11 protein-coding genes are annotated in these 13,299 nt (G+C 64.9%); 6 read left to right on the top strand and 5 right to left on the bottom strand.

Features of this window, described 5'->3' with window-relative positions:
- The first annotated feature begins 76 nt into the window (after window positions 1-76).
- Window positions 77-427: a response regulator gene (locus K5H97_RS12200; RefSeq protein ID WP_028689401.1), complete on the top strand. Its 351-nt coding sequence runs from the start codon at window positions 77-79 to the stop codon at window positions 425-427.
- 125 nt (window positions 428-552) lie between these two features.
- Entirely contained in the window at window positions 553-840 is a 288-nt protein-coding gene (locus K5H97_RS12195; protein WP_028689400.1) for a hypothetical protein, read from the top strand.
- Window positions 841-848: 8 nt separating this feature from the next.
- Here the strand turns inward: K5H97_RS12195 and K5H97_RS12190 are convergent, their stop codons facing one another.
- The 3 genes from K5H97_RS12190 to K5H97_RS12180 form a co-directional block, all read right to left on the bottom strand.
- Entirely contained in the window at window positions 849-1,109 is a 261-nt protein-coding gene (locus tag K5H97_RS12190; RefSeq protein WP_028689399.1) for a DUF1652 domain-containing protein, read from the bottom strand.
- A 207-nt stretch (window positions 1,110-1,316) separates the two neighbouring features.
- On the bottom strand, window positions 1,317-2,222 hold the full coding sequence (locus K5H97_RS12185; protein ID WP_028689398.1) for a LysR family transcriptional regulator: 906 nt from the start codon (window positions 2,220-2,222) through the stop codon (window positions 1,317-1,319).
- A gap of 129 nt (window positions 2,223-2,351) precedes the next feature.
- Window positions 2,352-2,894, bottom strand: a complete 543-nt coding sequence (locus K5H97_RS12180; RefSeq protein ID WP_028689397.1) for an RrF2 family transcriptional regulator — start codon at window positions 2,892-2,894, stop codon at window positions 2,352-2,354.
- 261 nt (window positions 2,895-3,155) lie between these two features.
- Here K5H97_RS12180 and K5H97_RS12175 point away from each other — a divergent pair, with 261 nt between their 5' ends.
- The 4 genes from K5H97_RS12175 to K5H97_RS12160 all read left to right on the top strand — a co-directional run bounded on the left by K5H97_RS12175 (window position 3,156) and on the right by K5H97_RS12160 (window position 10,330).
- Window positions 3,156-4,358: an NAD(P)/FAD-dependent oxidoreductase gene (locus K5H97_RS12175; protein WP_028689396.1), complete on the top strand. Its 1,203-nt coding sequence runs from the start codon at window positions 3,156-3,158 to the stop codon at window positions 4,356-4,358.
- Between the two features lie 217 nt (window positions 4,359-4,575).
- Window positions 4,576-6,201, top strand: a complete 1,626-nt coding sequence (locus tag K5H97_RS12170) for a methyl-accepting chemotaxis protein (RefSeq protein ID WP_028689395.1) — start codon at window positions 4,576-4,578, stop codon at window positions 6,199-6,201.
- Window positions 6,202-6,383: 182 nt separating this feature from the next.
- Window positions 6,384-8,006, top strand: a complete 1,623-nt coding sequence (locus K5H97_RS12165) for a methyl-accepting chemotaxis protein (protein ID WP_028689394.1) — start codon at window positions 6,384-6,386, stop codon at window positions 8,004-8,006.
- A 143-nt stretch (window positions 8,007-8,149) separates the two neighbouring features.
- The gene (locus tag K5H97_RS12160; protein ID WP_028689393.1) at window positions 8,150-10,330 is read left to right on the top strand and encodes an ATP-binding protein; all 2,181 of its coding nucleotides are present in this window, start codon (window positions 8,150-8,152) and stop codon (window positions 10,328-10,330) included.
- Here the strand turns inward: K5H97_RS12160 and K5H97_RS12155 are convergent.
- Both K5H97_RS12155 and K5H97_RS12150 read right to left on the bottom strand, forming a co-directional pair.
- A complete protein-coding gene (locus K5H97_RS12155; protein WP_028689392.1) occupies window positions 10,320-12,494 on the bottom strand; it encodes an ATP-binding protein in 2,175 nt (724 codons plus the stop codon). The genes K5H97_RS12160 and K5H97_RS12155 overlap by 11 nt on opposite strands.
- A gap of 87 nt (window positions 12,495-12,581) precedes the next feature.
- Window positions 12,582-13,214 (bottom strand): LysE family translocator, encoded by a 633-nt coding sequence (locus K5H97_RS12150; RefSeq protein ID WP_028689391.1) that lies wholly within the window; start codon window positions 13,212-13,214, stop codon window positions 12,582-12,584.
- Between the last annotated feature and the right edge of the window lie 85 nt (window positions 13,215-13,299).

Below are 13,299 nucleotides of genomic sequence, written 5' to 3'. Positions count from 1 at the left end.
TGCCGTTAAGCTTGGGAACTTCTGCCATCGCCTTGCGCACAGAGTAGAGACAATCCATCGAAACAGGACCCGCACCATGCACCTTCTGGTAGTCGAAGACGACGACATCGTACGTATGCTGATAGTCGAAGTGCTCGACGAACTGGGCTACACCGCCATCGAGGCCGACAGCGCCGGCGCGGCCCTTAAGATCATCGAGGATCCCGACCAGCCCCTGGCCCTGTTGATGACCGACGTCGGCCTGCCCGACCTGCGCGGCGAGGAACTGGCCGCCAAGGTGCGCGAGGTCCGGCCCCTGCTGCCGGTGCTGTTCGCCAGCGGCTATGCCGAGAGCTTTACTGTGCCCGAGGGCATGCACCTGATTGGCAAGCCGTTCAGCATCGATCAGCTGCGCGATAAAGTGCTGGAGATTCTCGGCGCGCCATAGCGGATCGCCGTCGGCAAAAGGCCGCTCCTCGGCGTCCAGCAAAGGCACAGGCTGAAATATTTTGAACGTCTTGTGCTTTTAAGCTTCCAACGTTCGAGGTATGCCTCTGCCCCCGGAAAGCCACCATGAAGATGCCCTGCCGCGCCCCCTGCGTCTTGCTGGAACTGGACTTCGTCCGCGATACCCTGTTCGGACCGATGGCCCAGCGCGCCGAATGCCAGGTTCAGTTGGCGGCCATCAATCTACAAGGCCGCGCAGCTTTGCGCCTGCATATCCAACCACCTTTGCCGGTGAAGATGGAAAAGGCCCACAGTGTCGCCTTCGCCTGGGAGGGGCGTAGCTACCGCGGATTGGTCCGCGACTCCGTCAAATGCGGCGATGGCGGAATCAACCTGCTACTTGAGCTGCAATAAACCTTACGCTAAGCGATAGCCTTACGCACACTTGGCTGAACGTCACGCTGTGCTTTCACACGAGCGACCAATCCCAACAAATCATGGCAGGAATTGAGACTGGCCACAGGCACGCCGGTCACGGTCAGGCAGCTGTCCAGGCTCTCGCCCTGTCCCAGGCGAATGGTAAGGTGTTCGCCGTCCGGGCAGCTCACCTCGCAGCGGTCAGGCAGGCAGGCCTGTTCGATCATCTGCCGCATCTCAAGCATTGAAACGCCAATCAACGACATGGTACGACCCTCTCTGTACTGGATGGCCTGTTGGGTGTGGTACGCCCTCGACTAGCGTGTCGCCAATTGATATTGCCCATGCCTGGGTACAGGTCCATTCGCCCAGGCAATGACTTCGTCGAAGTACCTCTAGCACCTTAGTGGAAGAAAGCACCGGCAGGTCGACGTTCGATCGTCAACGTCAACTTCGCGACGGGTGGTCGCCACCTACAGCTGCGCCAGCTCCTCACGGCAGAACTCCACGAACAATTGCGCCGGTTTGGTCAGCTGCACCCGCTTGAGGTGCGCCGCCGCCAAGCCCGACAGGGCCACGGGCTCGGTGATGTCGAGGGTCACCAGGCGCTGCCCGTCATAGGTAAACTCGGAGTGCGGCCGGGTCACCAGCAACGAGAAGCCGAAGCCCTGCCCCACCATGCCCCGGACCATTTCGATGGACGGCGAACTGAAGACAATGTTCGGCGTCAGTCCCAGCTCATTGAACAGACTGACGAAGTAGGTGCGGCTTGGTGCCACATCGAGCAGGATCATCGGCTCCGGGCACAGGTCGCGCAGCGATACCTGGGTTTGCCCTGCAAAACGGTGCTTTTCCGGCAGCAGCACATAGGGTTTCTGCGCCGGCATCAGCGGCTCGGTTTCGATGGTGCCGTCCAGATCATGGTCGTAGAGGAACGCCAGATCGAAAGTGCCCGCCGTCAAGCCCTGGATCAGGTCCTGCTGTTCGCCGTCGCGCAGGCGGATATCCACCCCCGGATAACGCTGGCGGAAACCGGCGATCAGCCGCGGCAGGTACAAAGGCGCCACGGTCTCGAAACAGCCGATGTCGATCTGCCCGGCCACCGTGTCGTTGTCGGCCAAGGCGTTCTGCTCGAACTCATGGGCCATTTGCAGCAGGGCCCGGGTCTTGGCGTAGAAGCGCTTGCCGCTGGGCGTCAGCGACACGCCCTGGGCGTGATGGCGGATAAACAGCTGCACGCCGAAGCTCTCTTCCAGGCTCTTGATCGCAGTGGAAATCGACGGCTGGGCGATATACAGCTGGCGCGAGGCCTCGGCGACGCTGCCGGCCTCCACCGTGGTGACGAAGTATCTGAGTTGGCGCAAGGTATAGGAAGCCACGTTGACCTCTCGCGGGATCTTTTCTGCCAGCTTACCTCGGCTTGACGCCTACGCGCCGATCGCCCAGCCAAGGATTTACCTTGAGGTTGAGTATAATTTTCCGTTGCGCCGCCAAACCGACCCCAGTCGTCAGACGGTCTGCAACGGAATCTCCCCGGCACCGCCCTTGCCGTCGCGCCGCTCGCTCATCCAGTCATTGACCTTCTGCCCGAACTCGGCGGGCGCCTTGCGCCCGAAACGCCGCGCCAGGTCGAGGATGGTCTGCTGGGCCAGCGCCTCCTCCATGCGCTTCTGCGCCCCCAGCATCACCGCATGGATCGCGCAGGTGCCTTCGGTGGCCCAGGTCGGCGCGGTGCCTTCGAACACCGCGCAACGCTCGCGGATCTCCCGGCAATCGAAGAGTTTCTTCGGCCCGTCGATAGCCGTGACGATATCCAGCACGGTGATCTCGTCGGAGGGTCGCGCCAGACGGAAGCCACCGCGCACGCCTTCGGTCGCCGCCACCAGTCCGGCACGAGCCAGCTTGGTAAAAACCTTGGCCAGGTATTCCTGGGGTACGCCCTGCAACTCAGCCAGGTCGCGCACGCTGGACTCGCGACTATCGCCGCGCTCGTCCACCAAAAATAGCAGGCAGTGGATGCCGTATTCGACGCCGGCGCTGTAAAGGGACATATCAATCTCCGACCAAATCTGTCGCAAATAGTACGCTCTTCATTGATGACAGGCAAAGCCGGTCGTCGCCGCACAAGTACATCAACACCCCCACATAAGCCAATAAACACGCTAGCTACAGCCGATACATCAACGCTTGCGAAAACACGCTCCGGAAAAAAACACTTGCCGAATAAAACTACGACCAATAAAGTCGTAGTTATGCGGCAGGCTGTGAACGCCTCATCGAAGCCCTTTTTCCTACCCTTGCGGAGCACCTACATGACCTCTCGTATCCTGATCATCGGTGCCGGCTTTGCCGGTGTCTGGAGCGCCCTGAGCGCCGCCCGCCTGCTTGACCAGGCCCAGCGCGACGACGTGCGCATCAGCGTGCTCGCCCCACAGCCGCAACTGCGCATCCGTCCACGCTTCTACGAAGCCGCTGTCCACGCCATGCAGGCACCGCTGGAGGCACTGTTCGACGTGGTGGGCGTGGAATTCATCCATGGCACCGCCGACAGCATCGACAGTGCTGCCCGCCAGGTCGGCTATCGCGATGCCGATGGCCTGCCGCAGCAGCTCGCCTACGACCGTCTGATTCTCGCCGCCGGCAGCCAGGTGGCCCGCCCCGCCGTGCCGGGCCTGGCCGAGCACAGCTTTGATGTCGACCAGATGGAATCGGCCATGCGCCTGGAACAGCACCTGCACGGCCTGGCCAGCCTCCCCGCCTCGCCGGCACGCAACACCGTGGTGGTCTGCGGCGGCGGCTTCACTGGCATCGAGACCGCCACCGAGATGCCGTCGCGCCTGCGCGCCATCCTCGGTGAAGGCAATGCCCGCGTGGTGCTGATCGACCGTGGCGCCAGCGTCGGTGCCGCCCTCGGCGCCGGAATCACCCCGGCCATTGTCGCCGCCAGCGAACAGGCGGGTGTCGAATGGCTGACCGGCACCTCGGTGATGGCGGTGGATGCTGGCGGCGTGACCCTGGACAACGGCGAGTACATCGCCAGCAAGACCGTGATCTGGACTGCCGGCGTCAAGGCCAGCCCGCTGACCGCGCAGGTGGCCGGCGAGCGTGACGGTTTCGGTCGCCTGCGGGTCGACGAACACCTCAAGGTGATCGGCCAGACGCACATCTACGCCACCGGCGACATGGCCTGGGCCGCGGTGGACGAACTGGGCAACCACGCCCTGATGACCTGCCAGCACGCCATCCCCATGGGCCGCCACAGCGGCAACAACGCCATGGCCGACCTGCTGGGCGTGGCGCCGGTGGCGTACCGCCAGCCCAAGTACGTCACCTGCCTGGATCTTGGCGACTGGGGCGCCGCGTACAGCGAAGGCTGGACCCGCGAACTGAAGCTGCAGGGCCAGGAAGGCAAGGACCTAAAGCGCCAGATCAACTCGGTATGGATCTACCCACCAGCCGCTGACCGCGCCCAGGCCCTGGCGGCGGCTGACCCGCTGATTCCGATCGTCGCATGAACGAAAATAATAGGCCCGTCCCAGAAGTGACGGGCCTGTTTGCATGCGTCATTACATTGAACGACTGGTCAATAATAGTGGCGTTATGTCATCATTCAGAAAAAACAACATGAACCGTGAGGATATAACCCCTTTCGCAGTGCATCGAGAGCCTTTCCAGCCGAGCCCGGTCAGTCCGCGCTCTTGACGCCTGCCAGCCACCGTCAAGGAGCGTCGCATGCAGTTACGGAACATGAAGATCGGTATTCGGGCAGCAGGAATGTTCACCCTGCTCGGGGTCCTGGTCCTGGCCCTGGGCCTGATCGCCCTCTACGAAACCCGGCGGATGGACAGCGCCACCGACGAAATCCGTCTCACCTGGATGCCCTCCGTACTCGCCTTGGGCGAGGTCAGCAGCAACCTCGGCCGGGCCCGCGCCCTGACCCTGCGCAGTGTCCTGGAGGACAGCAGCAGCGCCCGCCACGCCACCCTGGACAAGATCGTCCAGATCAACCAGCAGCTCGAGAGCGACCTCAAGGCTTACGAGCGCACCATCAACGCTGCGGATGACCGCGCCCTGTTCGACACCTTCATGGGCCTGAGCGAACGCTATCACGCATTGCAGCAAGCCATCCGCGCCGCCGCCGGCAATGACCGACTGGACGAGGCCCGACGCCTGGTCAACGGCCCGCTGGCCGAGTACGCCGACAGCATGATGAAAGCCCTGGCCGCGCTGGTCGACTACAACACCAAGGGCGCCGAGCAAGCCTCGCTGCGCAGCAGCGCGGCCTCCGACGAAGCCTTCAGCCTGATCATCGCCGCCATTGCCGTGATCACCCTGGCGCTGATCGGCATCGCCACTCTCCTCACTCGCAGTATCGTCGTGCCCCTGGCCGACGCCGTTGCCGTGGCCGAGCAGGTCGCCACCGGCGACCTGACCCGCGAGATCGTCGTGCTCGGCCGCGACGAGCCGGCCTTGCTGCTGGGCGCCCTGAGCCGCATGCAGCATAGCCTGCGCGACACCCTGCGCAGGATTGCCGCGTCTTCCGATCAGCTGGCCTCGGCCTCCGAAGAGCTGCACACCGTCACCGAAGACACCAGCCGCGGCCTGCACCAGCAGAGCGCCGAGATCGACCAGGCCGCCACCGCGGTCAACCAGATGACCGCCGCCGTCGAAGAAGTAGCGAGCAACGCCGTGAGCACCGCCGACGCCTCCCAGGGCGCAGATCGCACCACTCGTGATGGTCGCGACCAGGTCAACCAGGCGCTGGCCTCGATCCAGCACTTGGTCGATGACGTGACCGGTACCTCCGGGGAGATCGAGCAACTGGCCAGCCACGCCAACCAGATCAGCCAGGTGCTGGATGTAATCGGCGCCATCGCCGGGCAGACCAACCTGCTGGCACTCAACGCTGCCATCGAGGCTGCACGCGCCGGTGAGGCCGGCCGCGGCTTCGCCGTGGTCGCCGACGAGGTGCGCGCCTTGGCCCATCGCACCCAGCAGTCCACCGCTGAAATCGAACAGATGATCGACGGCATCCAGACTGGCACCGAACGCGCAGTCAGCGCCATGCACAACAGCCAGGGTCGCGCCAGCGGCACCCTGACCGTGGCGCAGTCGGCCGGTCAGGCGCTGGAGCTGATCGCCGAAGCGATCGCCACCATCAACCAGCGCAACCTGGTCATCGCCACCGCCTCCGAGCAGCAGGCCCAGGTGGCGCGGGAGGTGGACCGCAACCTGGTGAACATCCGCGACCTGGCAATGCAGACCTCGGCCGGCGCCAACCAGACCAGCGCGGCGGCACAGGACCTGTCGCGCCTGGCGGTGGAACTGAACGCGATGGTGGCGCAGTTCAAGGTCTGAAGCGTCTCGGACAGCATCGCGGGCCCCGATGGCGGGTCCCGCGATCACGCCTACAGCGGGTTTCACGCGAGTGAGAAATAGGAAAAAACCGTTACACGGTGTGATACCCGCCGACTACTCGCCCCCCACAAGATCCCATCATGCTCTTGATGTACGCATTTCTCTTACATCAAGGAACATCAATGCTTCTACGAGACATGAAAATCGGCAAACGGGCAGCCTGCCTGTTCACCCTACTGGCTGCTCTCGTCCTGTCCATGGGAAGCGTCGCGCTCTATGAGACCCAGCAGATGGACAGCGCCACCGACGAAATCCGTATCAACTGGCTTCCGGCTGTGATCGCACTCAACGAGGTCGGCGCCAGCCTCACCCAGGAACGCGCCGCCACCCTGCGCACAGCCTTGGAGGATGGCACCAGCGAGGGGGCTAGCATCCAGTTGCTCAACCGCATCGACGAGGCTTTGCGCCAGAGCCTGCGGGCGTACGAGGCGACTATCGACGGAGAAGAGGACCGTGCCCTGTTCAATGCCTTCATCGCGGCGCGCAAACGGTACGCCGACCTGCAGCAGCAGGTACTGGGACACATCAGCGAGGGCCGCATGGCTGAAGCCAGGCGACAGATCAGCGGCCCGCTGCTCCAGCGGGCCGACCAGATGATGGAGACAATGGCGGCATTGGTGGCCTTCAACTACCGAGGTGCGCAAGCCGCCTCACAACGAAGCAGCGATGTCGGCGACGATGCCTTCCGCGTACTCGTCGTTTCACTGGTGCTGATCATCCTGGTACTGGTCGTCATCGCCGTGCTGTTCACCCGCAGTTTGGTTGCGCCCCTGACCGAGGCCGTTGCCGTGGCCGAGGGTATCGCCACCGGTGACCTGACCCAAAAGATCGCGGTGGTCGGCCACGACGAGCCGGCGATGCTGCTGCACGCCCTGCGGCGCATGCAACAGAGCCTGCGCGAGACCATCGGCAAGATCGCCGCGTCCTCCGATCGTCTGGCTTCGGCCTCCGAAGAGCTGCACACCGTCACCGAGGACACAAGCCGCGGCCTGCAGCAGCAAAGCACCGAGATAGACCAGGCCGCCACAGCGGTCAATCAGATGACCAGCGCCGTCGAGGAAGTGGCAAGCAATGCCGTGAGCACTGCCGAGGCCTCACAGGGCGCCGACCAGGCCACCCGTGAAGGCCGAGACCAGGTCAACCAGGCACTCGCCTCGATCCAGCACCTGGTCGACGATGTCACCGGCACGGCGGAAGAGATCGAACAATTGGCCAACAGCGCCAACGAGATTACCCGGGTACTGGATGTGATCGGTTCGATCGCCGGACAGACCAACCTGCTGGCCCTCAACGCCGCCATCGAAGCCGCTCGCGCCGGTGAGGCCGGTCGTGGTTTTGCGGTGGTTGCCGACGAGGTGCGTGCCTTGGCACATCGCACCCAACAGTCGACCGCCGAAATCGAGCAGATGATCGGGGGTATCCAGGGCGGCACCGAGCGTGCGGTCAGCGCCATGCACAGCAGCCAGGGCCGCGCCAGCGGTACCCTGGAGGTGGCGCAAGCGGCCGGTCAGGCCCTGGAGCTCATCGCCCGGACCATCGCCTCGATCAACCAGCGCAACCTGGTGATCGCCAGTGCCACGGAGCAACAGGCCCAGGTGGCGCGCGAAGTGGATCGCAACCTGGTGAACATCCGCGACCTGGCGCTGCAGACAACGACCGGGGCCAACCAGACCAGCGCCTCGGCCCAGGACCTGTCGCAATTGGCGCTGGAGCTGAACGGCCTGATCGCGCAGTTCAAGGTCTGAATAGCCTCTTGGGTCAAGCCCGCTCCCACAATTGAACGCCGGCATCAGTGGAAGCGGGCCAGCACGGCCCATACAAAATCCCTCGCCAAGCGCCGCGTCTCGGTGCACCCTGATGCTCTCACGCACAAGGACCCGCACCGCTCATGGCGAAATGGCTCGACGGCGGCGGCCTCATGGCCGAGCGCATCCGCAACCACGACTGGTCGTCTACCCCCCTGGGCCCCCTGGCCAGCTGGCCTGACGTGCTCAAGACCACGGTCGCCCTGTGCCTGGCCTCGCGCTTTCCCCAGGCCGTGCTCTGGGGCGACGAGCTGATCACCCTGCACAACGATGCTTTCAGCGAGATCCTCGGCAACAAGCCCTCGGCCCTGGGCCGCCCCTTCAGCGCGGTCTGGCAGGAAGCCTGGAGCGATATCCGCCACCTGGCACAACGCGCCCTCGATGGCGAAGCCGTGTACATAGAGGACTTTCCCCTGCTGATCGAGCGCCACGGCAGCCCGGAGCGCGCCTACTTCACGTTCTGCTACAGCCCCATTCGCGACCATGACGGCCAGGTGGTCGGCATGATCGACACGGTCACCGAGACCACCGCCAGCGTGGTCGCCAACCAACGCCTGAACTTTCTTGACACCCTCAGCCGAGCGGCGGCCAATGCCACAGATCCGGAGCGGATCATGGCTATCACCACGCGCCTGCTGGGCGAGCACCTGCACCTTTCAAGCTGCGCCTACGCCGTTATGGACCCTGACCAGGACGGCTTCACCATCTGCGGCGACTGGGTCGCGCCTGGCTCACCACGCCAGCTCGGCCGATATCGCCTGGGCGACTTCGGCGAGCTGGCCGTCAGCCGCCTGCGCGCCGGACTGGGGCTGGTGATCAACGACAACCTCACGCAGTTGCCGGCCTGCGAATCGGCGACGTTCCAGGCCATCGGCATCACCGCGACACTTTGCATGCCATTGATCAAGGAAGGCCGCCTGACCGCACTGATGGCCATCCACGACAAGCTGCCAAGGACCTGGACCCGCTACGAACAGACCCTGCTCAACGAGGTGACCGGACGCTGCTGGGCACATATCCAGCGAGTCCAGGCCAACGCACAGGTGCGCGAGGCGCTGACGGCCCTGGAGGCGCTCAACGCCACCCTCGAACAACGTGTGGAGGAGCGTACCGAGCAGCTCCTGCACACCGAGGCCGTGCTGCGCCAGGCCCAGAAGCTCGAGGCCATCGGCCAGCTGACCGGAGGCGTGGCCCACGATTTCAATAACCTGCTGACCATCATTCGCTCTTCCCTCCACTTCCTGCAGCGCCCGGATCTCGACGAAACGCGCCGCAGCCGCTATTTCAAGATCGTGTCCGACACCGTCGACCGCGGCGCCAAGCTCACCGGGCAACTGCTCGCCTTTGCCCGGCGCCAGGCCCTCAGCCCGCAGGTGTTCGATGCTGGCCCACAGCTCAAGGCCATGGCCGAGATGCTCGACACCGCCACTGGCGCACGTATCCAGGTCAGCCTGGAGTTGCCCGACACGCCCTGCCATGTGCATGCCGATCTCGGCCAACTGGAAACCGCGGTAATCAACCTGATGATCAATGCCCGCGACGCCATGGCCGGGGTCGGCACCTTGCGCCTGCGCCTTGAAGGCGACCAGCATTTGCCTGAGATTCGCGGCCAGCCGGCACAGGACGACCGCTTCGCGGCGATCTCGGTGATCGACGGCGGCGTGGGCATCGCCCCGCACCTGCTGGAGCGCATCTTCGACCCGTTCTTCACCACCAAGGCCTCCGGACAGGGCACCGGCCTGGGCCTGTCGCAGGTGTTCGGCTTCGTCAAGCAGTCCGGTGGCGATGTGCGGGTGGTCAGCGTCGAAGGACAAGGCACCACCTTCACCCTGTACCTGCCACAGGTGTCCCAGCCTGACGCCGAGGAGCCCGGCGTGACCGCGCAGCTGGCGCCACAGGGCGACCGCAAGCGCATCCTGGTGGTGGAGGACAACCCGGATGTCGGCAGTTTCACCGCGCAGATTCTGCGCGACCATGGCTACCAGATCAGTTGGGCGACCTCGGCCGAGGACGCGCTGGCCCAGCTCGCGGCCGCCCGGGGCGGATTCGATGCGGTGTTCTCCGACGTGGTCATGCCGGGCATGGGCGGCCTTGCCCTGGCCAGGGAGCTGCGTCACAGCCAGCCGCAGCTACCGGTGATCCTCACCTCCGGCTACAGCGAGGCGATCGCCGAGGGTGGCCACCAGGGTTTCGCCTTCCTGGCCAAGCCCTATTCGGCCGAACAGGTGTGCCAGATGCTCGGGGATGTGTTGGCTAGGACTTGAGCAGTCGCGCCAGGCTCTGTCCCAGCTCGTCCTGGCGAAATGGCTTGCGCAGCACCTCGAAGCCATGCAGCTCGTGTGGCGTCAGGTTGGCGTAGCCGGTGATGATCAACACCGGCAGTTGCGCCAGCCGCTCGCGCACCTGCTGGGCGAAACGCACGCCGGTGGTTTCGGCCATGACATGGTCGGTCAGCAGCACATCGGGCAACAGCCCCTTGTCCAGCAACGCCAGGGCCTGGGCCGGGCCCTCGGCCTCGGTCACCTCGTACCCCAGGGCACGCAGTTGCAGGAGCGTGGCCTGGCGCACCAGCGGCTCGTCATCCACCAGCAGCACGCGCGTCGGGCGTCGCGCCCGCGAGACCTCGACCGGCATGGCCACTTCATCTACCGCGTCCTGCTCGCTGGCCGGCAGCCACAGGGTCGCTTCGGTGCCCCCGCCTACCCGGGAGCGAATGCCAAAGCCACCGCCGGACTGCAACGCCAGGCCCTGCACCATGGGCAGCCCCAGCCCGGTGCCGCGGCCGACGCCCTTGGTCGAATAGAATGGCTCGATGCAATGCGTCAGCACGTCCTCGCTCATGCCGCAGCCGTTATCGGCAACCTGCAGCCACACCAACGGGCCTGTCTGCAGGCCGGGTGGCCTCGGCGTACCGTCGCCGTCGAGACCGGCACGTATGGTCAGTTTGCCACCCTCGCCCATGGCATCGCGGGCGTTGACCACCAGGTTCAGCAACGCCAGCTCCAGCTGGTGCGGATCCACCAGCACGCCTGGCAACGCCGCCTCGACACTGACCTCGATGGCAATGGTAGGCCCCAACGAGCGGACGATCAGCTCTCGCATTTCCTCCACCAGCGCCGCCAGCGATACCGTCGTGGGCTTGAGGGTCTGGCGCCGGGCAAAGCTGAGCAGGCGCCCGACCAGGTTGCGCGCCCGCTCGGCCGCCTGCAGGCCGCCATCGATCAGGCGCTCGGCGCGCTCCGACTGAGGATGGCGGCGCAGCAGTTCGAGGGAGGCGATGATCGGCGTCAACATGTTGTTGAGGTCGTGGGCGATGCCCCCGGAGAGCTGGCCAATCATCTCCATCTTGCGCGCTTCGTGCAGTAGCGACAGCGACGCTTCGCGCTGGGCAAGCATCTTGGCCACCCGGTCTTCCAGGTTTTCGTTGAGTGCATGCAAGGCGCGCTCGGCGCGGGCATGGGTGACCGCCGACCAGACTTGGCGGGCGGCCTCCTGAACCAGCAGGCACTCGCTCTCGGCCCAGGCATGGGGGGTATGGAAATGCACCGCGAGCACCGCCTCCAGGCGCTCGGCGCGCAGCACCGGCACGTGCAATGTCGCACACAAGCCCTTGAACCGTGCCGGTGCGCTCTTGCTTGGCTCATAGTTGCGCTGCACCGCCTGACCGGCCAGCAGCGCCTCGTGCAACACCGGGTCCAGGGCCGAATACCGGTTCAAGCCGACCATCGAGGGCACCTCGGTGGCCCACTCCTGGGCGACCCGGTAGCGCCGGCCATCGCCCAGGTCCTCACCGAAACAGACCCGCGCCGCGCCCAACTCCTCACCCAGCCGGCGCACCGCGTGGGCCTCGATGCGCTCGGCCTCGCCCAGGCCTGGCAAGGCCTGGCGCAGCTCCTGGAGAAACGCTTGGCGTTGCTGGAAACGTACCCGCTCGGTGGTGTCGGTGACGATGCACAATACACCACCCACCCCACCGTCAGCCTCGCGCACAGCGGAGTAGGAGACGTCGAAAAAGGCGGTTTCACCCAACCCATGCCGTTCGATATAGAACGGCCGGTCCCGCGCCGAAAAGGTTATGCCGGTTTCACGCACCCCGCGCAACAGCGGCTCGAGATCGTCCCACAGTTCGCTCCAATGCTCCTGCCCAGGCCGGCCCAGCGCCCCGGGATGCTTGCTGCCGATGGTTGGCCCGTAGGCATCGTTGTACAGCGCGATGTACTGCGGCCCCCAGAACAACACAATCTGCGCCTGCGCCGGCAGCAGCATGGCCACCACCGACTGCAGCACGGGCGACCAGCTGTCCGGCGCCCCGAGCGGGGATTGCCGCCAGTCCATCGCCTGCAACAGGCAGCTGACTTCGCCACCGCCGTCCAGAAAGCTCGGCAGTGCTTGCAGGTTGACGGTCTTGCTCTGCTGGCGCACTTTCATGTCTCGGCAGTCCCGGGCACGTTTTCTTTCCTATGAGGGTAAGAAATCGCCCGCTGGCAAAACGTTCCATCAGATTGACGCCGACGATCAGCGGCGCCCTTCGGCCAGCATGCGCAGCGCCAGCGCCGCCAGCACCGTGCCCATCAGCCAGCGCTGGACCTGCTGCCACACCGGCCTGCCGGCCAGGAACACGGCAATGGAGCCGGCCATCAACGCAATCAGCGCGTTGACCGTGACACTGATGGCGATCTGCGTGCCGCCCAGCACCAGCGACTGCGCCAGCACGCTGCCGTGGCCGGGCTCGATGAACTGCGGCATCAGCGACAGGTACATGACCGCGATCTTGGGGTTCAGCAGGTTGGTCAGAAAGCCCATCATGAACAGCCGGCGCGGGCTGTCCGCCGGCAGGTCGCGGACTTGGAACGGCGAGCGTCCACCCGGGCGCAGCGCCTGCCAGGCCAGGTACAGCAGGTACAGCGCACCGCCGATGCGCAGTGCGTCGTAGGCGAACGGCACGGCCATGACCAGGGCGGTGATGCCCAGCGCGGCGCAGAGCATGTAGAAGACGAAACCCAGGGCCACCCCCGCCAGCGAGATCAACCCGGCACCACGCCCCTGGCAGATGGAGCGGGAAATCAGGTAGATCATGTTGGGGCCCGGGGTCAGCACCATGCCCAGGCTGATCAGGGCGAAGGCCAGCAGGTTGGAGGGTTCGGACATCATGCACATCCTTGTGTGGGTAGAAGTACGCGAAGTGTATCCATACATGAACGTGCCTTGAAACGGTTATCCGAGCCCGGTAACC

The sequence above is a fragment of the Pseudomonas mosselii genome, from assembly GCF_019823065.1.
GTDB classification, from domain to species: domain Bacteria; phylum Pseudomonadota; class Gammaproteobacteria; order Pseudomonadales; family Pseudomonadaceae; genus Aquipseudomonas; species Aquipseudomonas mosselii.
Note: the sequence above shows the minus strand (reverse complement) of the source record. Positions and strands in the feature narration are given on the sequence as shown.

What these genes read in the sequence shown, in the direction of transcription:
- K5H97_RS12190 (WP_028689399.1), bottom strand. Translation starts at nt 1,109, where the DNA reads ATGTCGTTGATTGGCGTTTCAATGCTTGAGATGCGGCAGATGATCGAA.
- K5H97_RS12170 (WP_028689395.1), top strand. Translation starts at nt 4,576, where the DNA reads ATGCAGTTACGGAACATGAAGATCGGTATTCGGGCAGCAGGAATGTTC.
- K5H97_RS12200 (WP_028689401.1), top strand. Translation starts at nt 77, where the DNA reads ATGCACCTTCTGGTAGTCGAAGACGACGACATCGTACGTATGCTGATA.
- K5H97_RS12195 (WP_028689400.1), top strand. Translation starts at nt 553, where the DNA reads ATGAAGATGCCCTGCCGCGCCCCCTGCGTCTTGCTGGAACTGGACTTC.
- K5H97_RS12155 (WP_028689392.1), bottom strand. Translation starts at nt 12,494, where the DNA reads ATGAAAGTGCGCCAGCAGAGCAAGACCGTCAACCTGCAAGCACTGCCG.
- K5H97_RS12180 (WP_028689397.1), bottom strand. Translation starts at nt 2,894, where the DNA reads ATGTCCCTTTACAGCGCCGGCGTCGAATACGGCATCCACTGCCTGCTA.
- K5H97_RS12160 (WP_028689393.1), top strand. Translation starts at nt 8,150, where the DNA reads ATGGCGAAATGGCTCGACGGCGGCGGCCTCATGGCCGAGCGCATCCGC.
- K5H97_RS12150 (WP_028689391.1), bottom strand. Translation starts at nt 13,214, where the DNA reads ATGTCCGAACCCTCCAACCTGCTGGCCTTCGCCCTGATCAGCCTGGGC.
- K5H97_RS12165 (WP_028689394.1), top strand. Translation starts at nt 6,384, where the DNA reads ATGCTTCTACGAGACATGAAAATCGGCAAACGGGCAGCCTGCCTGTTC.
- K5H97_RS12175 (WP_028689396.1), top strand. Translation starts at nt 3,156, where the DNA reads ATGACCTCTCGTATCCTGATCATCGGTGCCGGCTTTGCCGGTGTCTGG.